The sequence below is a fragment of the Cellulomonas sp. genome (assembly GCF_017744555.1).
Lineage (GTDB): Bacteria > Actinomycetota > Actinomycetes > Actinomycetales > Cellulomonadaceae > Cellulomonas.
Genome location: NZ_JAGIBD010000001.1, coordinates 294,551 through 320,107, shown reverse-complemented (window position 1 = coordinate 320,107; position 25,557 = coordinate 294,551). Strand labels below are relative to the sequence as shown.

Genomic DNA, 25,557 nt, shown 5'->3' with positions numbered 1-25,557 from the left:
TCCCCCGTCCGGCGGCACACGGGGGTGCCATGACACGAACGGGCTACAGCGACACGCGACCGTAACCGGATCGTGATCGGTTTTCCAACCCCTCGACGGCGGTCGATGTGCTATTGACCGATTCGTCCGTGCGCGTCGACGCAGGTCACGTCGCGTGTCGCCGGACGTGGACGGGCGACCGGGATCTACGTCACATCACCCGCTGCGGGGCCCGCCGGGCGGGTCAGTACCAGCCGGACGACTCGTGGTGCGCCCACGCACCGCAGGGGTTGCCGTACCGGCCGCCGATGTAGTTGAGACCCCACGTGATCTGCGTGGTCGGGTTGGTCTGCCAGTCGGCCCCGACGGTCGCCATCTTGGAGCCCGGCAGCGCCTGCGGGATGCCATACGCACCCGACGACTTGTTCTGCGCGTTGACCCGCCAGCCGCTCTCCTGGTTCCACAGGTCCAGCAGGCAGGCGAACTGGTCGTCGCCCCAGCCGCGCTGAGCGGCGAGCTGCTTGCCGATCTCCTGCGCGCTGCCCGGTTCGACGATCACGACGCTCGGGTCGGGCAGCTCGGCGGTGCCGACCTTGACCACCTGCGTCACGGGCGGCGTCGTCACGATCGAGGCCACCGGCGTGCGGCCGACGACGACCCCGCCGACCACCTGCAGCTCGTACGTCGTGGTGCGGACGCCGGCCTTGCCCTTGGTCGCGATGACCTTGTTGCCCTTGACGAGCCCTGCGTCCTCGACCTCCTGGGTCTCGAACGGCATCGCCTCGGTCACGGTCTCGCCGCCGGTGCTGGCCCGCGTCACGAGGACGACGAGCCCGTCGACCGCCGTCGCGCCGAGCGGGACCGACACCTGGTCGCCCTCCTCGAGCACCAGACCGATGTCCCGCAGCGCGTCGCGCACCGTGTCCGCGCTGCTCACGCCGTCGATGACCTGGCCGTCCACCACCAGGTGGATCGTCTTGAGGGTCGACACCCGGAGCATGTCGCGGCCCAGGCTCGCCGACCGCGACGCCGAGAGGCGGACCTCGCCGTCACGCAGACCGAGCCCGTCGACGGCCTCGCCGACGGTCAGCGCCGTGGTCCACACGGTGCTCTCCTTGCCGTCCACCTCGACCGACATCTCGTGCCCGTGCCGCACCACGATCTGGCCGCCGCGCGCGACGGTCTGGTCGAGGCCCGGAGCCACCAGGTCGCGGTCGCCGACCTCGATGTTCGTGCCCGCGAGGATGTCCCCGACCGTCCGGCCGAACGCCAGCACGTCGCGCGGCTTGCCGTCGACGTCGATGGTGACGTTCTTGTGCAGCACCGCGAACGCGCTCGTGGCGCCCACGACGAGGGTGAGGACCAGCGCCTGCGCCGCGAGGCGCGCCGCGCGACGACGACCGGCGGGGCGACCAGAGGTCGCGCGCTCGCGGTCGGGGCTCACGCGGTGTCCTTCCGGTGCGACGACGGTGCCGGGCGCCCAGCCGGCGTGCCGCACGCGGGACGCGTCACGACAGGGCCCGGACACAGGCCGCGGACGGGTCGGTGACCCCCGTCCGCAGACGCCCGAGGTGGACGCCCGTCCGACCGTAACCGATCCGTGACCCGGCCGACAGCCAGGGTCCACCGTCCGGTCCCCTCGGAGGGCCGATCACCACGTGCCGTACACCCGCTCGGAGGTCGCCGCAAGGACCCGACAGACCTCCTCGAGCGGCCGGTCCGTCACCTCCGCGACCGTCCGCACGGTGCCCGGCAGCAGGTACGGGGCGTTGGGTCGGCCCCGGAACGGGTGCACCGTGAGGTACGGCGCGTCGGTCTCGACCAGGACGAGGTCGGGTGGCACCTCCCGCAGCGCCGCGCGCAGCTCGTCGTTCGCCCCGAACGACACCGGACCGGCGAACGAGCAGAACCACCCGTGCTCCGCCGCCGTCCGCGCCAGTGCCACGTCACCCGAGAAGCAGTGGAACACCGTGCGCTCCGGGGCGCCGTCGCGCAGCAGCACGTCGACGACGTCCTGGTGCGCGTCCCGGTCGTGGATCTGCAGCGCGAGCCCCAGCTCCTTGGCGAGCGCGACGTGCGCCCGGAACGCTGCGCGCTGCATCTCGCGGCCGCGCGGGCCGGCCCGGAAGAAGTCGAGCCCGGTCTCGCCGATCGCGCGGACGCGGGGGTTGGTGCGCGCGACCTCAGCGACGCGGGCGAGCGCGTCGTCGAGGCTCGTCGCATGGCGCTCCTGCGGGTCGGGGTCGAGGCCGTCGGGCGCCACCTCGTGCACACCCGCGTGCAGGACGGCCTCGTTGGGGTGGATCGCGACGGCGCCCACCAGCTCCGGGCGGGCGCGCACGACCTCGTCCGTCCACGTCACCGCGTCGAGGTCGCAGCCGACCTGGACCATGCGGGTCACGCCGACCGACGCGGCCCGGGCGAGGTGGTCGTCGAGCGTCGGCGGGGCGGCGGGCGGCGCGGGGTCTTCGCGCACTCCCGCGCCGTCGTCCGCACGCTCGTCGTCCGCACGCCCGTCGTCCGCACGCGCGTCGTCCGCACGTCCGTGCCACCCGTCCGCGACCCACCCCAGCACCGACTCGAGGTGCGTGTGGTTGTCGACGACGGGGAACGGCAGGGCGTCAGGGGCCGGCGGCCAGCCCCGCTCGCGGCTGCGCGACCGCGCCACCGGTGTCAGGCCTGCTCGGCGCGGGCGATCTCCTGCTCCACGATCGCGTCGTCGAGCTTCGTGAACACCGGCGTCGGCTTCGCGACCGGCGTGCCGGGGACGACCGGCACGGACGCCCAGCGGGCACCCTCGCGGTAGTCGCCGGTGATCACCGGGTACGTGCGGGTGTCGTCGTCCAGGTCCGTGACCTCGTCGATCCGCGGCTGCGGCGCGAACGTGCCCGTGCCGCCGAACGTCTCGTGCACCTGCTGCGCGGCGAACGGCAGGAACGGCGCGAGCATCGTGTTCGCGTCCGCGATGACCTGCGCGGCCGTGTGCAGCACCGTGCCGAGGCGCTCGCGGTCGGTCGTGAGCTTCCACGGCTCCGTCTCGGAGATGTACCGGTTGGCCTCCTGGACCACGCGCATCGCCTCGCCGATCGCCGCGCGGTTGCGGTGCCCGCCCAGCAGGTCGCCGACCTTGGTGAACCCGTCGCGCGACGCCGCGAGCAGCGTCGCGTCGACCTCCTGCACCTCGCCCGCCGTCGGGATCTCGCCGAAGTTCTTGTGGATGAGGTTCGCCGTGCGGTTCACCAGGTTGCCCCAGCCCGCGACGAGCTCGTCGTTGGTCCGGCGCTTGAACTCGGCCCACGTGAAGTCGACGTCCTGCGTCTCCGGGCCCGCGATCGACAGGTAGTACCGCAGCGCGTCGGGCTGGTAGCGGGACAGCATGTCGCGCACGTAGATCACGACGCCGCGCGACGAGCTGAACTGCTGGCCGCCGACGTTGAGGTACTCGCTGCTCACGACCTCGGTGGGCAGCTGGAGGTTCCCGTACGGGCCGGGCGTGCCGCCCTTGTTCCCGCGGCCGTCGTAGCCCATGAGCTCCGCGGGCCAGATCTGCGAGTGGAACGTGATGTTGTCCTTGCCCATGAAGTAGTACGACAGGGCCTCGGGGTCGTTCCACCAGCCGCGCCACGCCTCGGGGTCGCCGGTGCGGCGCGCCCACTCGATCGACGCCGACAGGTACCCGATGACCGCGTCGAACCACACGTACAGACGCTTGTTCGGGTTGTCCTCCCACCCGGCGAGCGGCACGGGGATGCCCCAGTCGATGTCCCGCGTCATGGCGCGCGGACGCATGTCGTCGATGAGGTTGAGGCTGAAGTTCAGCACGTTCGGGCGCCAGCCCTCGCGCGTGCGCAGCCACGCCTCGAGGGCCTGCGCGAACGCCGGCAGGTCGAGGAAGAAGTGCGTCGACTCGACGAACTTGGGCGTCTCGCCGTTGATGCGGCTCTTCGGGTTGATGAGGTCGATCGCGTCGAGCTGGTTGCCGCAGTTGTCGCACTGGTCGCCGCGCGCGCCGTCGTAGCCGCAGATGGGGCACGTGCCCTCGATGTAGCGGTCGGGCAGCGTGCGGCCCGTGCTCGGGCTGATCGCGCCCATGGTCTGCTGCTCGACCATGTAGCCGTTGCGGTGCACCGTGCGGAACATCTCCTGCACGACCGCGTAGTGGTTGCGCGTCGTCGTCCGCGTGAACAGGTCGTACGACAGCCCGAGCTGCGTGAGGTCCTCGACGATGACCCGGTTGTAGCGGTCCGCGAGCGCCTGCGGGCTCACGCCCTCCTTCTCGGCCTGCACGAGGATCGGCGTCCCGTGCTCGTCCGTGCCCGACACCATGAGCACGTCGTGGCCCGCCATCCGCATGTAGCGGGAGAAGACGTCCGAGGGGACGCCGAAGCCGGCGACGTGACCGATGTGGCGGGGACCGTTCGCGTAGGGCCACGCGACGGCCGACAGGATGCGGGACATGGGCCCGATCCTAGGTGAGCGACCCGGGCCCCCGGTCGGTGCGTCCGCCCGTCGCGTCGGGGTCGACGGGCACGAACGTCGCCGGGGAGTCGGACACGGACCAGCCGCGCTCGGCGTCGGCCGCGGGCCGGCCCGGCACGACGCGGACGGGGATCGGCTGCGTGTCGGACGGCTCCGGGCCCGGCTCGCCCGGGCGGGGCGGCCAGTCGACGGGACGGCCGGCAGGCGGGGTGCCCGGCAGGAACCGGGGCCGGTCGGCGGCGCCCGCGTCGGGACCCGGTCCCCGGGGTGGGGCCGGCGGTCCGGAGACCGGCGCCTTGCCCGGGGCGCCCAGCGCGGTCCACGGCGACGTGAAGATCGTCGCGCACAGGTCGCGGTACGTGGTGTCGGGGTGCGCGACCCACGTGATCCGGTGCATCGCCTGGTCCTGGCCGGCCGACTCCAGGACGAACTCCCCGTAGCCGAGCACGCGGCCGAGCACCGAGCGCTGGTAGCTCATGTCGGTGACCTTGCCGAGCGGCATCATCGCGACGTTCCGGGTGATGAGCCCGTGCAGCAGGAGCATCCGCTTGTCGGTCGCGACGAACCACTCGGTGCGCCACTCGAGCACTCGCCAGCCGAGCCGCGCGAGCACCACGAACCACAGCCACCAGATCCAGTCGGCGGTGTCGCCGACCGCCCGGCCCGCGGCGTCGACGAGCCACGCGACGACGACGAACGCGACGACGGTCGTCACGACCGGCTCGACGAGCTTGGCCCAGTGGTGCCGCACGGCCAGCACCACGCGCTCGTCGGGCAGCACGTAGCGGCGCACGCTGTGGTGCCCGACGCGGTGGTCGTGCGTCGTCACGTCACTCGGTCAGGCTCGCGAAGAACCGGCCGAAGCTCGCAAACGCGCCGGTGATCATGTCCCACAGGGCCTTGACCAGGTCCGCGGCGCGGTCGGGGCTCGTGACGATCGCGTAGACCAGGAAGATCGCGATGACCCAGATCAGGAGGGTCTTCAGCTTCGGGGGCATGGGCACCTCGTGGGGACGTCGGCGGCGGTCGGGACGGCGGTCGTAGCGGTTCGCGTGGCGGCGGTGCGGGCCCGGGGCGATGCGGCGGTCGGTGGACATCGGGCGCACCTCACGGCTCGGCGGGCAGAACCCCCCGGCCGGGCAAAGGGTACTGATGCGGCAAACCTCCGCGTGCGACCGTCGCCGCGTGGCGCGCGAAAACGGGGGCCGGGACGGCGTGTCGCGCGTCCCGGCCCCCGTGTCCTGCGTGCCCCGCGGAGCGCCCTACGACTCGTCGAACCCCCAGAACTCCCGCAGCTCGAGGAGCCCGAACCGGGCCATCGGGTGCGTCGACGCGACCTCGACCGCCTCGTCGAGGTCCTGGCAGTCGAGGATGTCGAACCCGGCGATCTGCTCGCCGAGCTCCGCGAACGGGCCCTCGGTCACGAGCGTGCCGCCCTGCCGCACCCGGACCACGCGGGACTCGGCCGCGGGGCGCAGTCGGTCGCCGAGCATCCGCCGACCGAGGCGGTCGTTCTCCTCGACCCACTGCTCGATGGTGTCCTCCTCGCGGACGTAGGGCTCGGCCGTGGGGTCGGTGCAGACCAGCATCAGGTACCGCATGGAAGTTCCTCCTCGTCGTGGTCGGGGCACTCGCCCGATCACCCTGGCGACGTGCGGCCCCGACCGCAATCGACAGAGTCATCCGAGGGAGACCCGCAGGATCCTGTCGTCGCCCGGCGAGGGGTCGCCGCGCCCGTCCGTGTTGTTCGTCATGACCCACAGCGACCCGTCCGGCGCGACCGCCACGGCGCGCAGCCGCCCGTGCTCTCCGGTGAGCAGCGCCTGCGGCTCACCCACGCCGTCCGGGGTCAGCGGGACCCGCCACAGCCGCCGGCCGCGCAGGGCCGCGAGGTACACGCCCTCGTCGGTGACCGCGAGCCCGCTGGGCGACGCGTCCGACGTGGCCCAGGTCGCGACGGGGTCGACGAAGCCGTCGTCGGTGCCGCCCGTGCCCTCGACGGTCGGCCACCCGTAGTTGCCGCCGGGCACGATCACGTTGAGCTCGTCCCAGGTGTTCTGGCCGAACTCGGAGGCGAACATCCGGCCGTCCGCCGACCAGCCGATGCCCTGCACGTTGCGGTGGCCGAGGCTCCACACCCGCGAGTCGGGGTCGGGGTTGCCCGGCGCCGGGTCGCCGTCGGGCGTGATGCGCAGGATCTTGCCGTTGAGCGAGCCCGGGTCCTGCGCGTCGGGCGGGTTCGCCGCGTCACCCGTCGACACGTACAGGTAGCCGTCGGGACCGACCGCGAGCCGGCCGCCGTCGTGGTTGCGTGCCTTGTGGATGCCGGTGAGCACCGGGCGGAGCTCGCCGAGCGTGGTGCCGTCGAGCGTGCCGCGCAGCACGCGGTTGTCGTCGGCGGCCGTCGCGTACAGGGCGACGTCGACGGGACCGCCGCCCGTGCCACCGCCCAGCACCGCGACGCCGAGCAGACCGCCCTCGCCGCCCGGGACGACCTCGCGGGTCAGCTGGTCGGCGCCCGGGCCCGTGACCGGGGTCGTGGCACCGTCGGCCGTCACGACGACGAGGGACGCAGCGTCGCGGAGCGTGACGAGCGCGTCGCCGGTCGGCAGGAAGGCCAGGGCCCACGGGACGTCGAGGTCGCGGGCGATCTCGCGCACGTCGGTGACCTGCAGCGTCGCAGGGCCGGACGGGCCGGTGGCGGACGGGCCGGCCGGGGCCGTGGTGGCCGGCGGGGGCGACGCGCCCGAACCCCCGTCGTCCGCGGTGCACGCCGTCAGGGCGAGGGCACACGCCGCGACCAGGCAGGCCGCGGCCCGGCGGGTCCGCGACGGGCCCGTCGGGCGCGACGCCGCGACAGCCATGCCTCAGCGGAACACACGACGGGCACGTGCCGCCACCGCGAGAACGGCCCAGGACCGGGGCGTCACCACTGGTCGCGCACGCCGCCGGACGTGCGAAGGTGGGACGAAGGAGGCGCCACCATGACCACGACACCCGGCCCCGACGACAGCAGCACCGAGCGCCGCGCGCTCCTCGTGGTCGACGTGCAGCCGACCTTCTGCGAGGGCGGCGCTCTCGGCGTCGACGGCGGCAACGCCGTGGCGCTCGGCGTCGCCGACTACGCGGCGGCCCACCGCGACCGTTACGCGCTCGTCGTGACCACGCAGGACTGGCACGTCGACCCGGGCGACCACTTCAGCGAGACGCCCGACTACGTCGACACGTGGCCGCCGCACGGCGTCGCGGGCACCACCGAGGCCGAGCTGCACCCCGCGCTGTCCGAGCTGGGGCCTGACGCGAGCGTGAAGAAGGGCCAGTTCGCGGCCGCCTACTCCGGGTTCGAGGGGGTCGACGGGGAGGGCCGCGGACTCGCGCAGATCCTGCGGGACGCGCAGGTCACCGACGTCGACGTGGTCGGCATCGCGGAGTCCCACTGCGTGCGCTCGACGGCGCTCGACGCGATCGCCCTCGGCCTGCGCACCCGGGTGCTGACCGACCTCACCGTGCCCGTGACGCCCGACCAGGGTGCCGCGGCGCGCGAGGAGATGCGCGCCGCGGGGGCGCAGCTCGTGTCGTCGACCGACCTCGACTGAGGCGCCCGGGGCTCAGAGGGCGTGCTGCTCGATGCCCGTGCCCTCCGCGTCCACCGACCAGCCGAGGTTGCGGGCCACCTGCTCGAGCACCCCGATCGCCGTCGCGTAGTCCTGCTCGGAGACGCCCTCGACCACGGCCTGGCGGAAGGCCGCGACCCGCTCCTCGAGCACCCGGAAGTGCTCTTCGCCGTCCTCGGTGAACACGTACCCCTCGGGCTCGCGACGCAGCCAGCGGCGCGACGTGAGGAGCGTCAGCTCGCCGGATCCGGCGGGGCCCTCGAACGACGGCTCGAACGCGGCCAGCACCTGGGCGACGGCCGCCTCGTCGGCCGGTCCTGCGTGCACCACGTTGAGGACCTGCCAGTGCCGGCGCGTCAGCCCGTCACGCGCGAGGACCTCCTCGAAGCCGGACTCGATGAGCCGGTCGACGACCTTGAGCCAGTACCCGACAGGACGCATGGCACACCTCCGCGTCGATCCTCCCAGCGAGGGCGGGGGGTCGGCATGTCGACGGCGGGTCGCGGTCAGCGGGAGCGGGCTGCCAGGGCCGCGGCGTAGAGGTCGCGCTTGGCGACGCCGGCGACCGTGGCGACCTCGGCGACCGCGTCCTTCAGCCGTTCGCCGGCGTCCGCCCGGGCGAGCACCTCCGCGACGAGGTCGGCCGTGCTCGCCGACGTGGCGCGGACCGCTCCCCCGACGACCACGACGATCTCCCCGCGCACCGCCCCCTCGGCCGCCCACGCGACGAGCTCCGCGAGCGGCCCGCGGCGCACCTCCTCGTACGTCTTCGTGAGCTCGCGGCACACCGCCGCCGGACGGTCGGCCCCGAACGCGTCGACCATCGCGGCGAGCACGTCGTCGAGCCGGTGCGGCGCCTCGAAGAACACCATGGTCCGGCGTTCGTCGGCCAGGTCCGCGAGCGCCCGCGCCCGCTCGCCGGGCCGCCGCGGCAGAAACCCTTCGAAGCAGAACCGGTCCGTCGGCAGTCCCGACAGGGCGAGCGCCGTGAGCACCGCGCTCGGGCCGGGGGCCGCCGTGACCGGCAGCCCGGCGGCGACCGCGGCGGTCACCACACGGAACCCGGGGTCGGACACCGCGGGCATCCCGGCGTCCGTGACGACGACGACCGTGCCGCCGCCCGCGACCACGTCGAGCAGGTCCGCCGAGCGCTCGGCCTCGTTGTGCTCGTGGTGGCTGACCACGCGGCCGCCGATCTCCACACCCATGCGGGCCGCGAGCGCGCGCGTGCGGCGGGTGTCCTCGGCGGCGACGACGTCGGCCTCCGCGAGCAGCCGCCGCAGGTGCTCCGACGCGTCGTCGACGTTGCCGATCGGGGTCGCGGCGAGGACCAGACGGCCCGGTCCGGGTGCGGTGGCGCTCACCCCGCCAGCCTGCCACCTCGCGCGGCACGCTCCCGACGACCGCGGCGGGCGGGTCCGACGAGGCCCCGATCCGGCCGGGAGAAGCACTGCCCCTGCACAGCGGTCACCCCTACGATGACCGCGTGCCGCCCACCCGAGACGACGACGCCGTGCTGGCTGCCCCGTCCGACGACGACGTCGTGACGCCGCCCGCGCCCCACGACGTGCCCGAGCCCCACGACGAGCCCGCGCCGTCGGGCGACGACGCGCACGCGCAGCCCGTCGAGGCGACCGCGCCCGTCGAGGAGCCCACGCAGGTCAGGGAGCCCACGCAGGTCGAGGACCCGGCGCAGGTCGAGGACCCGGCGCAGGTCGAGGACCCGGACCCCGACGCAGACCTCCCCACGCGCGACCGGCTGCTGCGCCGCCTGGTCGGCGCCGACGCCCTCGCGCTCGACGCGACCCCGCGCGCCCGCCTGACCGGCTGGCTGTGGGCGCTCGGGGTGACGGTGTTCGCGGGTGTGCTGCGCCTGTGGGACCTGGGGCGCCCGCACAGCCTCGTGTTCGACGAGACGTACTACGTCAAGGACGGCTGGTCGCTCATCAAGCGCGGGTACGAGGCCGCGTGGCCGTCGGACCCGAACGCGGCGTTCGAGGCGGGTGACGCGTCCGGGCTGGGCACGGCCGCGGAGTACGTGGTGCACCCGCAGGTCGGCAAGTGGCTCATCGGGCTGGGCATCCAGCTCGGCGGCGGCGTCGGCAGCTCGGCGGCGTGGCGGCTCGCGGCGGCGGTGTTCGGGACGCTCGCGGTGCTCCTGCTCGTCCGGGTCGCGCGGCGGCTGTTCTCGTCGACGGCGTGGGGCGTGGTCGCCGGCGTGCTGCTCGCGGTCGACGGCGAGGCGATCGTGATGTCGCGCGTGAGCCTGCTCGACCCGTTCCTCATGTTCTTCGTCCTCGCGGCGTTCGGTGCGCTGCTGCTGGACCGCGAGCAGGCGCGGCGGCGGCTCGCTGACCGCGCGGCCGTGGTGCTCGACGCGGGCGGCGACCTCGGCGTCGGTCCGCGGCTGGGCTGGCGGTGGTGGCGCCTCGCGGCGGCGCTGCTGCTCGGTCTGGCGATCGGCACGAAGTGGTCCGGCCTGTACTTCCTCGCCGTCTTCGGCCTGATGACGGTCGCGTGGGACGTCACCGCGAGGCGGACGGTCGGGGTGCGCAGCTGGTTCTGGGCGGGCATCCGCCGGGACGGCATCGTCGCCGGTGTCGCGATGGTCGGCATCGCGGCCGTCACGTACGTCGCGACGTGGACGTCGTGGCTGGTCCACCCGCTCGCGTACGGGCGGCAGTGGGCGGCCGACAACCCGGGTCAGGGCGTCACGTGGCTGCCCGCACCGCTGCGGTCGCTGTGGAAGTACCACCAGGACATGTGGGCGTTCCACACGGGCCTCGACACGCCGCACAGCTACGCGTCGCACCCGCTCGGCTGGCTCGTGCAGTGGCGGCCGACGTCGATGTTCTACCCGCCCGAGATCTCCGGGCTGTCCGGCCAGCAGGCGCAGGACGCGTGCGGTGCGTCGCAGTGCTCGCAGGCCATCACGGCGATCGGCAACCCGGTGCTGTGGGTGTGCGCGACGGCGGCGATCCTCGTCGCGGTCGTCTGGCTGGTCCGATTCCGGGACTGGCGGGCGTTCGCGGTGCTGTCGGGCATCATCGCGGGCTGGCTGCCATGGTTCATGTACCCGAACCGCACGATCTTCACGTTCTACTCGATCGCGTTCGTGCCGTGGATGGTACTCACGCTCGTCTACGTGTTCACGCTCGTCGTCGGGCCGAAGGACGAGCTCGACCCGCGGGCGAGGCGGTGGGCCGTCGGGGTCGTGGGCGCGATCGTCGGGCTCGCCGTCGTGGTGGGGGCGTTCTTCTACCCGATCTGGACGGCCATGGTGGTGCCGTACTGGTTCTGGCACGCGCACATGTGGCTCACCACCTGGATCTGACGGATCCAGGCGTGGGCCTCAGCTCCAGTCCACCTGCGGGCTGCGGTGCCAGGGGAACCCGAACCGGTCCCAGAACGGCCCGTGCCCGGCCACGCGGGTCCGGAACCCGTCCCAGTCGCGGTGCTCGGGGGCGGACCACGCGACCTCCGCGACGGCGGCCAGCCGCGGCAGCAGCATCGCCGTGAGGTCGTCCAGGTCCTTGAGCGTCTCGGTCCACACGGCGGCCTCGACCCCGATGACGGACTCCGCCGGGAGGCCCTCGATGATCGCGGTGGGCTCCCAGTCGTAGGCGTCGCGCAGCTCGATGTGCCCGGCCCACTCGAGGCCGAGCTCGGTGGTCGCGTCGTACTTCATGTCGAGGTACGTCTTCGAGCCCGGCGACATGAGGAACAACGCACCGGCCTGCGCGGCGGCGACGAACGGTGCGGGGTCGACGCGCGGGTCCCAGTACTGGACGACGGTGCCGGGCTCGAGCGCAGTGTGCGCGATCTCCTGCCACCCGACGACGCGCTTGCCCTGCGCCCGGACGGCCGCGGCCGCCTGTCCGACGAGGTCGGCGTACTCCTCGCGCTCCATCGTGAGGACCTCGTCGCCGCCGATGTGCACGAAGTCGCCGGGCGTCATCGCGGCGAGGTCGGTGAACACGTCGGTGAGGAACCGGCCGGTCGCGGGCAGGTCGGCGTGCAGCCGGCTGAACCCGACCTCGATGCCCGTGTACTCGTCGGTCGGCTCGCCGTCCGGGTTGAGGTCGCCGTACGTGTGGGTCGCGGCGTTGACGTGCCCCGGGACGTCGATCTCCGGGACCACCCGGATCCCCCGGGCGGCCGCGTACGCGACGAGGTCGGCGTACTGCTCGGCGGTGTAGAACCCGCCGGGGTCGCCGCCGACGGACGTGCCGCTCGCGCGCTCGGTGAGCTGCGGGCGCGACGGCAGGTGCAGGCGCCAGCCCTGGTCGTCGGTGAGATGCAGGTGCAGCACGTTGAGCTTGTAGTGCGCCATGAGCCCGATGACGACCTTGAGGTCGCGGACCTGGATGAAGTGGCGTGCGACGTCGATCGACAGCCCGCGCCAGCCGAACCGGGGCGAGTCCTCGATCCGGACCGCCGGGACGGTGAGCTCCGGGGTCACGAGCTGGCGCAGCGTGACGATCCCGTGGACGAGGCCCGCGGGGGTGCGGGCGTCGATCGTGACCCGCTCGGGCCGCACGACGACGCGGTACGCCTCGTCGCCCGGCGGCAGCGACTCGACGAGCCGCAGCCACACCGTGCGGGGACCCTCCCCGCCCGTGTACCGCACCTCGACCGGGTGCTCGGTCACGCGCCCCAGCAGGTCGGCCGCAAGCACGCCCACCGAGATGAGCTCGGGTCGGCTCTCGACGACGACGGTGGTGCCCTCCGCGAGCGCGAACGGCTCGCCGCCGGTCACGTCGAGCGTGGTGGGGCGGGGGATCAGCGAGATCACGTCGGGCACGGGGCTCCTCGGGCGGTGACGACGGGCGGGACGTCGCAGCGCACGCTACTCGACCTCCCGGGCGAGGCGGCGCGCGACGACCGCACATGTCGCGAGCTGCAGCTGGTGGAACGCGATGACGGGCAGCGCGACGCTCGCGGCGAGCGCGGGCGAGAACAGCACGGACGCCATCGGCAGGCCCGTGGCGAGGCTCTTCTTCGAGCCGCACATGAGCAGAGCGATCCGGTCGGGCCGGTCCAGGCCGAGCCTGCCGCCGCCCGTCCACGTGACCGTCAGCATGATCGCGAGCATGACGGCGCACACGGCGAGCAGCAGCACGAGCGCGACGACCGTGACGTGGTCCCACGCGCCCGAGACGGTGGCCTCGCTCACCGACGTGTACGCGACGACGACGATCGTGCCACGGTCGGTGAACCGGGTGAGGCGCGGGTGCGCCCGGACCCACCCGCCGATCCACCGCTCGGCCACCTGCCCGGCCGCGAACGGCAGGAGCAGCTGCCACAGGATCCCGGACACGGACCCGCCGGTCGGGCCGCTCGTGCGCGTCATGAGCACACCGACGAGCAGTGGCGTCAGGACGATGCCCGCGACGTTCGAGATCGTCGCGCCCGTGATGGCGCCCGCGACGTTGCCACGCGCGACCGACGTGAACACGACGGACGCCTGCACGGTGGACGGCAGGAGCGACAGGTACAGCACGCCCGTCTTCAGCTCGGGCGCGAGGACGTCGTCGGGCAGCAGCTGCGCGAGCAGGCCGAGCACGGGGAACACGACGTACGTCGCGGCGAGCATCGACCCCTGCAGGCGCCAGTTGCGCAGGCCCGCCCACACCTCGCCGGTCGCCATGCGGGCGCCGTAGAGGAAGAACAGCAGGACGATCGCGGCGGTCCGCACGACCTCGAGGACGTCGGCGACGTCGCCACGGGCCGGCACGACCAGGCCCAGCACGAGGACCGTGACGATCATGACGACGAGCGGGTCCACCCACGCCTTGATCCTCGCGACCAGTGCTCCGGGGCCGGAGCGGGGCTGGTCGGGCGGCACCGCGTCATCATGCCATCCAGGCCGTCGCACGCGTCCGGGCCCTGCGACCCGGGCGCGGCCCGATTCGTCCGGTTATCGACCGCTATGCCCCGGGTCGCGGTGTGACGTGCGTCCAGGTCGCGCTGTTTCGGCGCGCGCTCCGACGGAATGTCCCCTACGTTCTCCGTTACCGGATCGAACCCCTCACTGTCAAGGAGTTCAACATGACCCCCGAAGGCATCATCAGCGCGATCATCATCGGCGCGATCATCGGCATCCTGGGCCGTCTCGTGGTGCGCGGCCGGCAGCGCATCTCGGCCCTCCTGACCGTCGTGGTCGGCATCGTCGCGGCGCTGGTCGGCACGTGGCTCGCGTCGCTCATCGGCGTGCAGAACACGAACGGCGTCGACTGGATCGAGCTCCTGCTGCAGGTCGGCCTGGCCGCCGTGTTCGTCGCGGCCGTCTCGGGCCGTCGCCGTCGCGGCGTGCTCTGAGCCTGCGGGCGCCCGCCCCGGCGCTCCGCACCTGGCGACACGACGAAGGCCGGACCCACGACCGGGTCCGGCCTTCGTCGTGCGTGCCCGTCACACGCTGACGACGACCAGCTCGTTGCCCTCGGGGTCCGCGACCCGCCGCCGGCCCACGGACTCGTCGAGCACGCGCCCTCCGGCCGCGACCGCCGCCGCGACGCGCGCCTGCGCGAGGTCCGCCGGAACGGCGAGCTCCACCTGGATCCGGTTGCGCTGCTGCCGCCGCTCGGTGTCCGCGACGTCGATCTCCTGGAACGCGAGCACGGGGTTGAGCTGCCGCGGGTCGACGATGTCGGTGAGCTTGGTGCGCCGGTCGTGGACGTACCCGAGCGCGGCGACCCAGAACGCGCGGACCGCGGCGACGTCGGCGGCGTCGAAGTAGAGCTGGACGAAGCGCGGCGCCGCCGGGTCCGCCGTGGCACCGAGCTCGCGGGCCGCGGTCTGGAGCCGCTGGGCGAGCCCGGTGAAGTCGAGGTCGAGCCCGTGCGCGTCGGCGTCCCACCGGTCCTTGCCGGTGTCGAGGACCACGTACCCGGGACGCAGGTCGACCAGCAGCGGGTACCCGGCGCCGTCGGCCAGCGCCGCCGCGGCGGCGGCCACCTCGGCCTGCTGCGCCGGCGACGTGACGCGGTAGCAGGCGATCGCGCTGAACACCGCCTGCCAGTCGGCCGTCCGGCCCTGCTCGTCGAGCGCGTCACCCGGGACGAGGTCGACCTCGTTGCCGTCGGCGTCGGCGTGGCAGACCCCGAACGCGCCGAACGGCTCACCGAGGCCCGCCGCCCGCTCGACCGCCGACGCCGGCCGGACGACGTCGAGGTGGACGCGGTTGCGCAACGGCCGGGGATCGTCCGACAGCCGGAACCGGAGCTCCGGGTCGCGGTGCAGCGGGTCCGCCAGGTCGCCGTCCCGCGTCGGGGCGTAGTCGAGGGCGCGCTGCCAGAACGGCATGACGGCACCCGGGTCGGGCGAGTCGAACCCGACGCTCAGGTGCTGCAGGGCGGCCGGGTCCGCGGTCAGCCCGAGCTCGCGTGCGGCCGCCGACACGGCCGGCGCGTGCTCGTCGGAGCCGAGGCGCACCCGCACGCCCGACGCACGCACGTCGACCGGGATCTCGGCGGACAGCGCCACGACCCGCGCGGCGAGCGCGGCCCCTTCCCTGAGCGACGGCGCGTCGAACCATGCCGCCGCCACACCGTCGACGACGCGCCAGTCCGATCCGAGCTCCGTCATTCCCGGCACCGTCGAGTCCATCCCGGACGACCTCCTCAGGGGAGCGATCAGGTCCCGACAGCACCGCTGGCCGGGTCGGAGCGAGGACATCGTCTCGCGACGGCGGCGGCAGCCTCAACGGGTCGGCGCGCGTCGGGGCGGTGCGGGCCGAGCGGCGTCCCTAGCGCACGCGCGGCTCGTCCGTCGGTTTCCGCAGGACGCTGATCTCGACGCGTGAACGGAGCTGGTCGGCGGGGAGCACACGCGACAGGTCGGCCAGCACGCGGTCGCAGGTCGCCACGACGTCCGGCAGCGAGGCCGTCGGCTCCACGGTCGTCCGCAGCCGCACGACCAGCTCGCCGCGGTCGCGCAGCACCGCGCCGCCCGCCGCCCGCACGTCGGGGTCCTCGGCCAGCACCTCGGCGGCGGCGGCGACCGCCGGGCCGGGATCGACCTGCAGACGCCCGGGCCGCCCGCCGGCGGGCAGCCGCAGGGGCCCGACCGACCTGCGCGGCAGGTGGGCGAGCAGCCACCACAGGCCGAGGACCACGAGAACCACCCCAGCGAGGGCGAGCAGCAGCGGGTAGCTCGACGCCCCGGTCACCTGCGTCGAGTCGACGCCCACCTGGTCGGGCGCGGACGGCCAGACGTCCCGGAGGAACCCGACCTGCCAGCCGACCGCCGCGACGCCCGCGACCACCAGGACGAGGCCGAGCAGCAGCAGGAGGACCCGGTCGACGGCGAGCACCGAACGCCTCATGGCGCGATCCCTCCGGTCCGCAGCCCCTCGCTGACCCTGCTGACGACCTTGATGCTCGGCGGCGTCGACAGGGGTGCGAGCTGGGCGGCGACCGCAGTCCGCACCGGCGCGTCGACCTGGACGCCAGGAGGGACCGTCACGGTCACGGTCACCGTCCGGCGGTTCGCCGTCGCACGCGCGTCGAGCACGTCGTCGACGTCGAGGGCCGCGACCCTCGCGAGCCTCGCGGCGTCGACGACCCCGATCGTGGTGCCGGTCGGCGCTCCCGCCGCGGACCCCGGGACCGAGACCGGCAGCCTCGTGCGCCGGCGCCGGCCGAACGCCTGCAGCACGAGCCACAGACCGACCAGCGCCACGACGACACCGGTCGCCGCGAGCGCCACGGACGGCCCCAGACCGTCGAGCCCGTCGACCGCGGGGGCGAGCCACGGGCGCCCGTCGATGCGCGCGTCGGCCACGAGCGCCTCGCGGACGCACAGCACGCCGAGCGTGACGACGAGCACCGCCAGGACGATGCCGAGCCAGCCCGCGCGGGCGGTCCGGGTCGCGTCCCGGGCGGGGGCGAACGTCATCGGCGGCTGCTGCAGCTCCGTCATCGCACCCTCGCCACCGGCCGAGCCGCGGCGGGGCGCACCACGTCGCGCACCCGCACGTCGACCCGACCGACCTGCTGCCCCGCCTGCCGTTCGAGCTCGCGCGCCACGGCGTCCTGCACGGCGGTCGTGACGTGCGCCGCCGAGGCGGGCCAGAGCAGGGCGATCTCCACGCCCACGGAGGCGTGGTCGCCCGCGCGCCGCCAGAACACCCGGGGGAAGCCGCGACCCAGGGTGCGCTCGACGGTCCCGGCGTGCTCCTGCGACGCGACGCCCGGGACCTCCTGCGCGACCTGCCGCGTGATGGCGGTCAGCGCACGGTCGGCGATGGTCAGCGAGCCCCGCCCGGCGGCGGCGTCGTCAGGCACGGCGGCGCCGTCACGCACCGCGGCGTCGTCAGGCACGGCGACGTCGTCAGGCACGGCGGCGGCCCGTCAGCATGCCGCTCACGTCGAGACGGCCGTCCACGGCCAGGCCGACCGCGAGCCCGACACCGCCCAGCACCAGGGCGAGCAGGAACATGACGAACCCGCCGACCGCGGCGACCAGCGCGAGCAGCAGGCCGGCGAACAGGCCGATGGCAGCAGATGACATGGTCACTCCTCCGTCGAGATGTCAGGCAGGTCGATGTCGTCGACGTGCACCCGCACGGGCATGGGCGCGACCGCGGACACCGCGCGCTGGACGCGCCCCGCGGTGACCACGACGGGCTCCGTCGCCGAGACGACGACGTGGACCTCGGTGCCGCCGTCGTCGATCCGCACCCCCGTCACGCGGCGACCCGGCAGGTACGTCCCGAGGCCGCCGAACGGGCCGCCGTGCAGCCGCACCACCCCGGGCACGGCGAGCACCACCGCGGCCACGAGCTCGGCGACCGAGTCGGGTGGCGGGACGTCGGTGACGACGGCTCTCGTGACGAGCGGCTCACGCCCGGGCAGGTCGCTCACTGGACGCGCTGCTCCTGCGGCGGCGCCGGCTGCGGGTCGTCCTGCGGCAGGTGCACGTCGTTGACGGCGACGTTCACCTCGACGACCCGCAGCCCGGTCATCCGCTCGACCGCGCTGATCACGTTGCGGCGGATCCCGTTGGCGAGGTCGGTGATCGACACGCCGTACTCGGCGACGAGGTCCAGGTCGACCGCGGCCTCGGTCTCGCCGACCTCGACCGACACGCCCTGCGCGTGGTTGGTGCGGGCGCCGGGGATGCGTTCGCGGAGCGTCCCGAGCGCCCGGGCGGCACCGCCACCCAGCGCGTACACGCCGCTGACCTCGCCCGCGGCGATGCCCGCGATCTTGCTCACGACCGTGTCGGCGATCGTGGTGGTGCCTTCCGGAGTCACCAGCGCGCTCTGGCGTGCTGTGGCGGCGGCGGCCGTGACGGTCTTGGCGGAGGACTCGGACATGGTGGCCTCTCTCGACAGGTGCCGCGGCGAGGGCCGGTGCCGGCGGGTGCCGCGACGGTGACGAAGAGTTGGTCTCCGCCAGGCCCGGTTCGTCACGCCGGCGCGCCAGGTTTCTTCCGGATGCGTCCTGCGCGCGACGGCCGGACAGTGCTCGGGATGGACGACGAGGGAGCACCTGACGCCGTGCTCGCCCGACGGGCGGCGCTGCACGACCGTGCCGCGTTCCGGGCGATCGTGCACCGGCACGGGCCGGCCCTCTACCGCTACGCCCGGCGCATGCTCGATGATCCAGAGGACACCGAGGACTGCGTCCAGGAGGCGTTCGCCGCCGCGTGGACGGCGCTGCCGCAGTTCGAGGGCCGCTCGTCCTTGCGCACCTGGCTGTTCTCGATCACCGCCCACAAGGTCCGCTCCCTGCAACGCCGGCGGGCCCGCACCGCACGTCCGCTGCCCTTCACACCCGACGAGACCGTCGACCCACGAGCGGTCGACCCGCAACGGTCGCTCGAGCACACCGACCTGCTGAACGCGCTCAACGCGGCGCTGCGCGAGCTCCCCAGCGGTCCACGCTCCGCCTGGCTCCTGCGGGAGGTCGAAGGGCTGAGCTATGAGGAGATCGCCCAGATCTCCGCGACGAGCACGAGCACCGTGCGCGGCCGGCTGCACCGGGCCCGGGCGCACCTCGTCACGCGGATGGAGGGATGGCGGTGAACGGCGAACGGATCCTCACCGAGGCGACCCGGGCCCTGCGCGCACACACCGACGCCGGGTGGATCGCGCTGCGCGACGACGTCGTCGCCGCCGCCGTCCGCGCCTTCCGGCCCGCTGCACCGGTGCGCGGGCACCTGCCGGGCGGCGAGCTCTGGGTCACGAGCACCGTGCTCGTCGGCCAGGTCCGTGCCGCCCTGGACGGCTTCCCGGACGCGGCGGCGCTCCGCATCACGTGCACGACCACGCCCGACGGCGACCTCGACCGGCTCACCGTCGAGGTCGTCGCGCTGTACGGCACGGCGCTGGTCCCCCTGGCGACGCGGATCCGCCTGGCGGCGGCGGACGCCGTCGCGGCGACGCTCGGCACCGCCGAGCCGCCGGTCGCGCGCGTGCACGTCGACGTCTCGGTCGGTGACGTCACCGACGACCCGTCGGACCTGTGACGGTCCGTCCCGAGCCCGACGGTGCAACGCCGAGCTCGTCCCGCCGGCGCTACCGCACCTGACCCGCGTCGTCCCCGCTCCGCCGGTCCCGCCAGTAGAACTCCCGGTCGTGCCCGCCGATCTCGCGCAGCACCCGGCACGGGGACCCGACCGCAACGACACCGGCAGGGACGTCCCGGGTGACGACCGAGCCGGCGCCGATCACGGAGTCGTCGCCGATGGACACCCCCGGCATGATCGAGACCCCCGACCCTGGCAGACGGTGCCGCCGCCGGCTCGCCACCCGATCCCCGCTGCGTACGTGCGCGACCTCGAGGTCGGCGACGAGCTCACGATCGGGATCCCGAACCGGTACTTCATCGACGGTCAGGTCCTGGTTCGGCGCGAGCACGAAGTTGTCGAGTTTCCCGAGGACGGGGAGCTGCACGAGTGCCTGGGGGTCTGCGCCCCCATGCACTACTGGACATGGGTTGCCAGTTCCCAGCGGAATCCCGTCATGCAGTGGTGGCCTGTCGACTACGCCTGGGTCTACAGGGATGCCGTGCCTCCGGGAGCGCCTACCACTGACGCACTCGGCATGAGGGAGGCGGACGACGGGAGCCGATGGCTACGGCGTGTGCGCCCCGACGCGATCCAACCTCCGGTGCGGGAGGCGGTTCCTGCACGCGAGGTGGGGGCTCTCACGGGCAGGGCTCTGCGCTCCAGGAACGCCGCCGGGGAATGGTTCTGGTTCGTCGGCGTCTCCGAGCCGATCGCCATCGACGGCGACATCTGCGTCCATGCAGTTCCGGATTCCCACTGGTGGCTTCACCAGGTGGACTACTACCGCGAGCTCCAGGACAAGATGCGGCCCATCCCGCTCCACCGCCTCTTCGCATACGTATGATCGCGCGCGGAGTCGCCAGGCGATGTCATCGAATCAGCGGACGCGCCACGCCGGTCCAGGCACTCGGGAGCGTGCTTCGCGACTCGCGTCCGCACACGAGATAAGCCCAGTGCGAGGGGCAGGTCGATGCCGAGGCCGCGAGGCGACCTCCCACCTGACCCGATCCGCGGCGGAGGTTGGCACGAAGTGCCCGCTGCACCTTCGTCTCGTCTCGCGACGGGCCTCTTCGACTGCTTCGACCCGGTACTCTCGGCACGACCACGAGTGGCGATAGGGAGCAAACGATGAGGAACTCGGTTTCCAAGCGCGTCGGCGTGTCGGTCGTCTTGGGATCTCTCTTCTTGGCCGGGCTCATCTACGTCCTCGCACCCACAGGGGCAGATGAGACTCTCCGCCCGTCAGGATCCGACATCTGGCGGAACGTTGTATTCCTCGCGCTGGTCGGGCTGGCCGTCGGTGCATCCGTTTACCTTCTCGCCGGTCCTGCTCGCCGACGACACCCAATTTCCACTCCAGACGAGATGGTGAAGTCCGAACATTAGTCAGACGCCGGCCCGCAACGCCGCAACGGGTTCGATCGAAGCTGCCTTGAGTGCGGGGTACAACCCCGCAAACAGACCGACGCAGCCTCCGACGAGGGGCGCAACGATGACCACGCGGCTATCGAGAAGCGGTGTCCAGTTCTCCAATGCGCTTACGCCCACGACTACTGCGATGCCAACTGCGGCACCAATGAGGCCGCCAAGGAGGCCTACGGCTGCGGACTCGAGCATGAACTGCGCTGCAATGTCGCGCCGCTTCGCTCCCAGCGCTCGCCGCAGGCCGATCTCGCCTGTGCGCTCGAGCACCGAGAGCAGTGTGACGTTGCCTATGCCAACAGCGCCGATGAGCAGGGCAACGCCACCCAGCGCCAAGAACAGCACATTGACGTCGCCCTGCACGCGTTCGCGCATCCTCGACGTTGACGAGGGGACTTGCATTTTGATGGTGCCAGGATCCTGCGGCTTCAAGGCCACAGGCACCTGCTCACCGACAATGTCGCCGGCACCCAGTCTGATGTGCATCTGAAGCTCGCCCGGCGTTGACAGACCGAAGTCTGCTCGGGCGGTACCGACTGGCATGATGACGGCGCCGAGCAAGTCCGGGCGACGGACCGGGCGGTCGAGGATGCCGATGACCTGGTAGGCGCGCTGACCGATGAAGATGGTCGGCTGCCTCTCAACTCCACCTATCCCCAGGCGGCCGCTCGCCTCGGCACCCAGGACGACAACACGATCGGCGCGGGTGTCATGCCCGGAATCGAAGAATCGGCCGGTGACGATGTGCGCCTGTACCGCATCGAGCAGGCCCGGAGATCCCGCCACGATCGTCGGCGGTGTGACTGCCGCCCGCGCCGGGTCGTGTACGGGTACTGCTGTCACCTCGGCATCGCCCACGTTGACGTCGGCAATGGTCCCGGCGGCCGCAACGCCGGCGAGTCGTAGAACACGCTCCGGCGAGTCCCAGGGAAGCTGCGTTACCGCATGCTGCCCATCCACGCCTTGCACGGTCGCAGGTTTGGCGACTGCCTGCGTTGCTGCAATTGCATCGAACCGCTTGTTGATCTGCCCGGCGGCCGTCTGTGCGAGGCCAATCGTGACCAACACCGACGCGATGCCCAGAACGGTCCCCAGGGTCGTCATGGCGAGGCGCCCGGGCCTGCCGCCGACCGCTGCCACGGCTTCCGTCAGTAGGTCGCGCAAGCCGAAGGCGTCGCGTCGCATCTGCATCCGTTGCCGCACGGCAATCACGCGTCGAGCCGTCATGAGGGCTCTTCCCGGAGTCGACCATCCGCAATGCGCACCCGGCGATGGGCTCGGGCGGAGACATCGTCGTCGTGGGTAATGACTACCAGCGTCAGCCCGCCTCGGTTGAGTTCGTCGAAGAGATCCAGCACTGCCGCGCTGCTGTCGGAGTCAAGATTCCCCGTGGGCTCGTCTGCAAGGAGCAGTCGAGGGGATGTGACGACAGCGCGTGCGATGGCGGCGCGTTGGCGCTCGCCTCCTGAGAGCAGTGGCGGAAGAAACCCCAGCCTGTGGCCAAGCCCGACTCGCTCCAGCGCCGCCAGCGCTCTCGGAACACGCTCGCTGCGCCGAACGCCGCTGTACGCGGTTGCGAGCAAGACATTCTCGAGGACCGTTCGCTGGGGCAGTAGATGGAACGACTGAAACACGAACCCGATGCAGGACGCACGCAAAGGAGTACGGACACGCTCCGCCGCTCCTGCCGTCGGGATGCCGTCCAGCACGTATTCGCCGGACGACGGGCGATCCAGCAGCCCAAGCACATTCAACAGAGTGGACTTACCAGATCCTGATGGGCCGACCACTGCAACGTACTCACCAGACGAAATCACGAAGTCTGTGGGATGGAGTGCATGCACGATCTGCTCGCCACCGAACTGTCGAGCTGCGCCTCGGAGTTCGACCACCGGTGGGTCAGTTTGCGTCGCGAGAGGGACCGCGACGTTCATCGTCCCCCCGCACTCTTGCCGCCGTCATTCGTCGTGGCACTGGTGCCGCCGAGCCCCCTGCCAGGTGCCCCTGCTCCGACAACCACGAGATCGCCAGCGGCAAGCTCCGCGTCCACCGCCGAGACCTCTGCGAACCCATCAGCAGCGAGACCTGTCTGGACGTCGACGATTTCGGTGCTGCCATCTGCTCGGACAAGCTCGATTCGGGACTGCCCGCCTGGCCCCGCCGTCAAAGCGGCGAGGGGAACTGCTAGGACGTCGCCGTCAGTCGACTCGACCGGGACGCTGATCCGGACGTTCTTTCCCAACAGTTGCCCGAGCAGCTCCGGTTGGAGCGTCACACCGAGGACCACGTTGGCCCCGCTCTCCTGTGGGGACTCACTCGGCTTGTCTTCGACTTCTTCCGCTGCCCCCGACTCCACGTCCCCCAGCTGAGTGATCGTCACGCGAATGTCGCTGCCATCCGGAGCCTCGATCGACCCGATCGCGCCGACCTGGAGAAGCTCGAGATCGGACCCGCTTGCTTTCGCCCGGACCTCGAGGTTGGCACCCGAGACGGTAAAGACGTCGCCGCTCACGATTCCGCCGCGAACTGCCCCAACGGTGTCAACCCGCCGCGGCAGCGACGCGAGGAAGACGACCTCACTCGACGGCAGGGGGGTGAGGGTAGCGTTCTCCGCTTCGAGCGCCGCCTCGCGAGCATCGGCGAGCGCAGCCTGCGCGCTTGTCAGCGCGGCCGAGTCGGCAGACGTGTCGACCGTCCCCGCCTCTTGGCGCGCGGCGAGCGCAGCATCCAGGTCGCCTTGTGCGCGCAAGAGGCCGGCTTCATCACATGGCTCCTCAGGAGTTGCGGCACTGCAACCTGCCTGGACAGAACTCAGGGTGGCGCGCGCTACCAGGATCGCGGTATCGAGTGCGATGAGCTCGGATCGTGGCTTTCCGGCAGCGGCCGAAGCAAGCGCGCGTTGTGCTGACGCGACTGCGTCGCTGGCTGCACGGAGTTCCTGCCGCGCCTGCTTCGCAGCGTCGATCAGGTCGCTGTCGATGAGAGGAGGTTCGTAGCCGACGCGTCGGTACAGCGCCCGCACCCCTTCTGCGACGTCGGCATCGTAGGTCGACGAGGCCAGATCTCCGGCCGGGATCCCGAGCGACGCGAGTGCTGCCCGCAACTGGCGCACGTCAGGCCCCGAAACACCAGTGCGCAGGGTTCGATACGTGGGCAGGTCGCCGGGGAGCACGATGACGGGACGGCCGTTCACCTCGAGCGCCACAGCACCCGCCTCGAGGACGCTCCCGACCATCGGCACGTGCCCCGTGACAACGGCGGGACCGCCGACGTCGCCCGTCTCGAGGCGCACGGCCACGGGATCGTCGTACGCCACGTCGCCGCGCATGACGACCTCGTTCGCGATCGTCTTGCGCTCGATCGGAACCGTAATCGGACCCGGCACCGGCGGAGCAGCGTCGGCCGCCGCTTTGCCGGGCGAAACGAGGAAGTGGCTCAGCACCAGTCCGAGAAGAAGGAAGAAGATGGCAATGCCCGCCATTGCACCTAGGGCCGATCTCCCACGGGTGCTGCGATCAAATGCGCCCGAGCTGCTCGAATTGAGTTTCGCAGACATCCGCTACGAGCCCGACCGCGCGCCATGACTGAAACCCGCACGCGCGATAAACGTATACAAAAGCTGTCTCCGTCCGTCACCAATTCTGGGAGCCTCGCGCCCGCACGGACCGTACCAGGCATGGGGCCGCGTAGGGGCGGAAACGGAGAGTGAAGTATGAAACGCCCGAACGGGTGATCTTTGGTCCGTTTGGTGCGAACCGGTCCGCCGTGCGTAGGCATGCCCCTACGTTCTCGACCGTGCGCGAGAGGCAACAGCGGCGCGACCCCCGCAAGCGCTGCCGTCTGCATCGAGAAAGACGGGCTGACCAGCACTGGCGCGGCCCGAACCTGCTGACCCAAAGGAGTGACTACATGTCAGAAACACTGAGCCGGAAGCAGCGCGCGGCACGATGGAGGCGAGGCATCGTTGTGGCCCTTGCCGCTACGTTCGCCGTGCTCGCCGTCGCGCCCTCCGCCAACGCGATCGACTACGTGAGCGCCGGCAGCGCCTCGAAGGGGCCGTATAAGATCAGCTATTCCTTCGGGTACGAGTATTACAGTCTGACGATGTCGGACGCGTGGAGCTGGACCTCCGGCAACAGCTCCACGACCCGTGTGTGGAACGTGCGCGGGACGACAACTTCGACGGCAAACCTCAACAACCAGACCACGAACGCTATTGGTCCGGTGGATAGTGCTCGTAACCCGATTTCGAGCGGTACCTACTACGGAAACGCGATGGTCGCCTACCACTTCATGCAGGCCCGCGCATGCCTCATCGAGGCTGCCGACTTCGTGTGCAACGGTTGGACCTGGCACCGGGGTCACGCAACTCTGCACTCGGGCGGTACGTGGACGCCGGTCGGGGATTACTGAGCCTGAGTGAAGTAGGTCGCTAGGCGAAGGCTTGGTGCGTCCACAACGCGTCAAGCGCCCTGCCGCCGGTAATGTTGCAGGTCAGATGAGTCTGGCTTCGGCAAAGCCGCCGAGTCAAAGCTTGAAGGATGGG

28 protein-coding genes and 1 pseudogene are annotated in these 25,557 nt (G+C 72.2%); 7 read left to right on the top strand and 22 right to left on the bottom strand.

Annotation, left to right across the window (positions count from 1 at the left end):
* Positions 1-223 precede the first annotated feature (223 nt).
* The 7 genes from J7523_RS01490 to J7523_RS01460 all read right to left on the bottom strand — a co-directional run bounded on the left by J7523_RS01490 (position 224) and on the right by J7523_RS01460 (position 7,118).
* Complete coding sequence (locus J7523_RS01490; RefSeq protein WP_291881420.1) at positions 224-1,423, bottom strand: ubiquitin-like domain-containing protein; 1,200 nt, start codon at positions 1,421-1,423, stop codon at positions 224-226.
* 207 nt (positions 1,424-1,630) lie between these two features.
* Entirely contained in the window at positions 1,631-2,647 is a 1,017-nt protein-coding gene (locus J7523_RS01485) for a TatD family hydrolase (RefSeq protein WP_291881418.1), read from the bottom strand.
* A 5-nt stretch (positions 2,648-2,652) separates the two neighbouring features.
* Positions 2,653-4,437, bottom strand: a complete 1,785-nt coding sequence (gene metG / locus J7523_RS01480) for a methionine--tRNA ligase (RefSeq protein ID WP_291881417.1) — start codon at positions 4,435-4,437, stop codon at positions 2,653-2,655.
* Positions 4,438-4,447: 10 nt separating this feature from the next.
* Positions 4,448-5,287 carry a PH domain-containing protein gene (locus J7523_RS01475; protein WP_291881416.1) on the bottom strand — a complete coding sequence of 280 codons (840 nt, stop codon included), beginning with the start codon at positions 5,285-5,287 and terminating at the stop codon, positions 4,448-4,450.
* 1 nt (position 5,288) lies between these two features.
* Positions 5,289-5,555 carry a hypothetical protein gene (locus J7523_RS01470; RefSeq protein ID WP_291881671.1) on the bottom strand — a complete coding sequence of 89 codons (267 nt, stop codon included), beginning with the start codon at positions 5,553-5,555 and terminating at the stop codon, positions 5,289-5,291.
* 165 nt (positions 5,556-5,720) lie between these two features.
* The gene (locus J7523_RS01465; protein ID WP_291881415.1) at positions 5,721-6,059 is read right to left on the bottom strand and encodes a YciI family protein; all 339 of its coding nucleotides are present in this window, start codon (positions 6,057-6,059) and stop codon (positions 5,721-5,723) included.
* A gap of 78 nt (positions 6,060-6,137) precedes the next feature.
* Positions 6,138-7,118 (bottom strand): PQQ-dependent sugar dehydrogenase, encoded by a 981-nt coding sequence (locus J7523_RS01460; RefSeq protein WP_363266302.1) that lies wholly within the window; start codon positions 7,116-7,118, stop codon positions 6,138-6,140.
* Between the two features lie 324 nt (positions 7,119-7,442).
* On the opposite strand from J7523_RS01460, the gene J7523_RS01455 reads away from it, so the two are divergent.
* On the top strand, positions 7,443-8,054 hold the full coding sequence (locus J7523_RS01455) for an isochorismatase family protein (protein ID WP_291881412.1): 612 nt from the start codon (positions 7,443-7,445) through the stop codon (positions 8,052-8,054).
* Between the two features lie 12 nt (positions 8,055-8,066).
* Here J7523_RS01455 and J7523_RS01450 read toward each other — a convergent pair whose 3' ends face one another.
* Together J7523_RS01450 and rsmI are read right to left on the bottom strand one after the other, a co-directional pair.
* Entirely contained in the window at positions 8,067-8,513 is a 447-nt protein-coding gene (locus tag J7523_RS01450) for a hypothetical protein (protein ID WP_291881410.1), read from the bottom strand.
* 65 nt (positions 8,514-8,578) lie between these two features.
* Positions 8,579-9,436 carry a 16S rRNA (cytidine(1402)-2'-O)-methyltransferase gene (gene rsmI, locus J7523_RS01445; RefSeq protein ID WP_291881409.1) on the bottom strand — a complete coding sequence of 286 codons (858 nt, stop codon included), beginning with the start codon at positions 9,434-9,436 and terminating at the stop codon, positions 8,579-8,581.
* Between the two features lie 122 nt (positions 9,437-9,558).
* Here rsmI and J7523_RS01440 point away from each other — a divergent pair, with 122 nt between their 5' ends.
* A complete protein-coding gene (locus J7523_RS01440) occupies positions 9,559-11,406 on the top strand; it encodes a phospholipid carrier-dependent glycosyltransferase (protein ID WP_291881407.1) in 1,848 nt (615 codons plus the stop codon).
* Between the two features lie 18 nt (positions 11,407-11,424).
* Here the strand turns inward: J7523_RS01440 and J7523_RS01435 are convergent, their stop codons facing one another.
* Both J7523_RS01435 and J7523_RS01430 read right to left on the bottom strand, forming a co-directional pair.
* Complete coding sequence (locus J7523_RS01435; RefSeq protein ID WP_291881405.1) at positions 11,425-12,876, bottom strand: family 20 glycosylhydrolase; 1,452 nt, start codon at positions 12,874-12,876, stop codon at positions 11,425-11,427.
* Between the two features lie 45 nt (positions 12,877-12,921).
* Positions 12,922-13,920 (bottom strand): bile acid:sodium symporter family protein, encoded by a 999-nt coding sequence (locus J7523_RS01430; RefSeq protein WP_291881403.1) that lies wholly within the window; start codon positions 13,918-13,920, stop codon positions 12,922-12,924.
* 203 nt (positions 13,921-14,123) lie between these two features.
* Here J7523_RS01430 and J7523_RS01425 point away from each other — a divergent pair, with 203 nt between their 5' ends.
* Positions 14,124-14,393, top strand: coding sequence for a GlsB/YeaQ/YmgE family stress response membrane protein (locus tag J7523_RS01425; protein WP_291881401.1), 270 nt, complete (start codon positions 14,124-14,126; stop codon positions 14,391-14,393).
* A gap of 90 nt (positions 14,394-14,483) precedes the next feature.
* On the opposite strand, the gene J7523_RS01420 is transcribed toward J7523_RS01425, so the two are convergent.
* The 7 genes from J7523_RS01420 to J7523_RS01390 form a co-directional block, all read right to left on the bottom strand.
* Complete coding sequence (locus J7523_RS01420; protein WP_291881399.1) at positions 14,484-15,659, bottom strand: VOC family protein; 1,176 nt, start codon at positions 15,657-15,659, stop codon at positions 14,484-14,486.
* A gap of 160 nt (positions 15,660-15,819) precedes the next feature.
* Positions 15,820-16,398 (bottom strand): hypothetical protein, encoded by a 579-nt coding sequence (locus tag J7523_RS01415; RefSeq protein WP_291881397.1) that lies wholly within the window; start codon positions 16,396-16,398, stop codon positions 15,820-15,822.
* Positions 16,395-16,994 (bottom strand): hypothetical protein, encoded by a 600-nt coding sequence (locus tag J7523_RS01410; protein ID WP_291881396.1) that lies wholly within the window; start codon positions 16,992-16,994, stop codon positions 16,395-16,397. Before J7523_RS01410 ends, J7523_RS01415 begins: the two co-directional genes overlap by 4 nt.
* Positions 16,991-17,395 (bottom strand): Asp23/Gls24 family envelope stress response protein, encoded by a 405-nt coding sequence (locus J7523_RS01405; RefSeq protein WP_291881394.1) that lies wholly within the window; start codon positions 17,393-17,395, stop codon positions 16,991-16,993. The genes J7523_RS01410 and J7523_RS01405 overlap by 4 nt, the downstream gene beginning before the upstream one ends.
* Positions 17,396-17,405: 10 nt before the next feature.
* Positions 17,406-17,585 (bottom strand): DUF2273 domain-containing protein, encoded by a 180-nt coding sequence (locus tag J7523_RS01400; RefSeq protein ID WP_291881392.1) that lies wholly within the window; start codon positions 17,583-17,585, stop codon positions 17,406-17,408.
* A 2-nt stretch (positions 17,586-17,587) separates the two neighbouring features.
* Positions 17,588-17,938, bottom strand: coding sequence for a hypothetical protein (locus tag J7523_RS01395; protein ID WP_291881391.1), 351 nt, complete (start codon positions 17,936-17,938; stop codon positions 17,588-17,590).
* A complete protein-coding gene (locus J7523_RS01390; RefSeq protein ID WP_291881390.1) occupies positions 17,935-18,393 on the bottom strand; it encodes an Asp23/Gls24 family envelope stress response protein in 459 nt (152 codons plus the stop codon). The genes J7523_RS01395 and J7523_RS01390 overlap by 4 nt, the downstream gene beginning before the upstream one ends.
* Positions 18,394-18,549: 156 nt before the next feature.
* On the opposite strand from J7523_RS01390, the gene J7523_RS01385 reads away from it, so the two are divergent.
* Positions 18,550-19,104: an RNA polymerase sigma factor gene (locus tag J7523_RS01385; RefSeq protein WP_291881389.1), complete on the top strand. Its 555-nt coding sequence runs from the start codon at positions 18,550-18,552 to the stop codon at positions 19,102-19,104.
* Positions 19,101-19,547 carry a hypothetical protein gene (locus J7523_RS01380; protein WP_291881388.1) on the top strand — a complete coding sequence of 149 codons (447 nt, stop codon included), beginning with the start codon at positions 19,101-19,103 and terminating at the stop codon, positions 19,545-19,547. Before J7523_RS01385 ends, J7523_RS01380 begins: the two co-directional genes overlap by 4 nt.
* Positions 19,548-19,596: 49 nt before the next feature.
* Here J7523_RS01380 and J7523_RS01375 read toward each other — a convergent pair.
* Positions 19,597-19,800 (bottom strand): annotated as a pseudogene (locus tag J7523_RS01375) (DapH/DapD/GlmU-related protein); the annotation flags it as partial.
* Positions 19,801-19,848: 48 nt separating this feature from the next.
* On the opposite strand from J7523_RS01375, the gene J7523_RS01370 reads away from it, so the two are divergent.
* A complete protein-coding gene (locus J7523_RS01370; protein ID WP_291881387.1) occupies positions 19,849-20,433 on the top strand; it encodes a hypothetical protein in 585 nt (194 codons plus the stop codon).
* Positions 20,434-20,975: 542 nt separating this feature from the next.
* Here J7523_RS01370 and J7523_RS01365 read toward each other — a convergent pair.
* The 3 genes from J7523_RS01365 to J7523_RS01355 are packed head-to-tail and all read right to left on the bottom strand — an operon-like array spanning position 20,976 to position 24,492.
* A complete protein-coding gene (locus J7523_RS01365; RefSeq protein WP_291881386.1) occupies positions 20,976-22,238 on the bottom strand; it encodes an ABC transporter permease in 1,263 nt (420 codons plus the stop codon).
* On the bottom strand, positions 22,235-22,945 hold the full coding sequence (locus J7523_RS01360; RefSeq protein WP_291881385.1) for an ABC transporter ATP-binding protein: 711 nt from the start codon (positions 22,943-22,945) through the stop codon (positions 22,235-22,237). Before J7523_RS01360 ends, J7523_RS01365 begins: the two co-directional genes overlap by 4 nt.
* The gene (locus J7523_RS01355; RefSeq protein ID WP_291881384.1) at positions 22,942-24,492 is read right to left on the bottom strand and encodes a hypothetical protein; all 1,551 of its coding nucleotides are present in this window, start codon (positions 24,490-24,492) and stop codon (positions 22,942-22,944) included. The genes J7523_RS01360 and J7523_RS01355 overlap by 4 nt, the downstream gene beginning before the upstream one ends.
* 428 nt (positions 24,493-24,920) lie before the next feature.
* Here J7523_RS01355 and J7523_RS01350 point away from each other — a divergent pair, with 428 nt between their 5' ends.
* Positions 24,921-25,424: a hypothetical protein gene (locus J7523_RS01350; protein WP_291881383.1), complete on the top strand. Its 504-nt coding sequence runs from the start codon at positions 24,921-24,923 to the stop codon at positions 25,422-25,424.
* The last annotated feature ends 133 nt before the right edge of the window (positions 25,425-25,557 follow it).

Bases quoted from the DNA above. Each gene is read 5' to 3' on its own strand.
- J7523_RS01365 (WP_291881386.1), bottom strand. From the start codon at position 22,238: ATGACGGCTCGACGCGTGATTGCCGTGCGGCAACGGATGCAGATGCGA.
- J7523_RS01350 (WP_291881383.1), top strand. From the start codon at position 24,921: ATGTCAGAAACACTGAGCCGGAAGCAGCGCGCGGCACGATGGAGGCGA.
- J7523_RS01360 (WP_291881385.1), bottom strand. From the start codon at position 22,945: ATGAACGTCGCGGTCCCTCTCGCGACGCAAACTGACCCACCGGTGGTC.
- metG (WP_291881417.1), bottom strand. From the start codon at position 4,437: ATGTCCCGCATCCTGTCGGCCGTCGCGTGGCCCTACGCGAACGGTCCC.
- J7523_RS01465 (WP_291881415.1), bottom strand. From the start codon at position 6,059: ATGCGGTACCTGATGCTGGTCTGCACCGACCCCACGGCCGAGCCCTAC.
- J7523_RS01410 (WP_291881396.1), bottom strand. From the start codon at position 16,994: ATGACGGAGCTGCAGCAGCCGCCGATGACGTTCGCCCCCGCCCGGGAC.
- J7523_RS01455 (WP_291881412.1), top strand. From the start codon at position 7,443: ATGACCACGACACCCGGCCCCGACGACAGCAGCACCGAGCGCCGCGCG.
- J7523_RS01470 (WP_291881671.1), bottom strand. From the start codon at position 5,555: ATGTCCACCGACCGCCGCATCGCCCCGGGCCCGCACCGCCGCCACGCG.
- J7523_RS01425 (WP_291881401.1), top strand. From the start codon at position 14,124: ATGACCCCCGAAGGCATCATCAGCGCGATCATCATCGGCGCGATCATC.
- J7523_RS01390 (WP_291881390.1), bottom strand. From the start codon at position 18,393: ATGTCCGAGTCCTCCGCCAAGACCGTCACGGCCGCCGCCGCCACAGCA.
- J7523_RS01450 (WP_291881410.1), bottom strand. From the start codon at position 8,513: ATGCGTCCTGTCGGGTACTGGCTCAAGGTCGTCGACCGGCTCATCGAG.
- J7523_RS01355 (WP_291881384.1), bottom strand. From the start codon at position 24,492: ATGGCGGGCATTGCCATCTTCTTCCTTCTTCTCGGACTGGTGCTGAGC.
- J7523_RS01400 (WP_291881392.1), bottom strand. From the start codon at position 17,585: ATGTCATCTGCTGCCATCGGCCTGTTCGCCGGCCTGCTGCTCGCGCTG.
- J7523_RS01385 (WP_291881389.1), top strand. From the start codon at position 18,550: ATGGACGACGAGGGAGCACCTGACGCCGTGCTCGCCCGACGGGCGGCG.
- J7523_RS01420 (WP_291881399.1), bottom strand. From the start codon at position 15,659: ATGACGGAGCTCGGATCGGACTGGCGCGTCGTCGACGGTGTGGCGGCG.
- J7523_RS01415 (WP_291881397.1), bottom strand. From the start codon at position 16,398: ATGAGGCGTTCGGTGCTCGCCGTCGACCGGGTCCTCCTGCTGCTGCTC.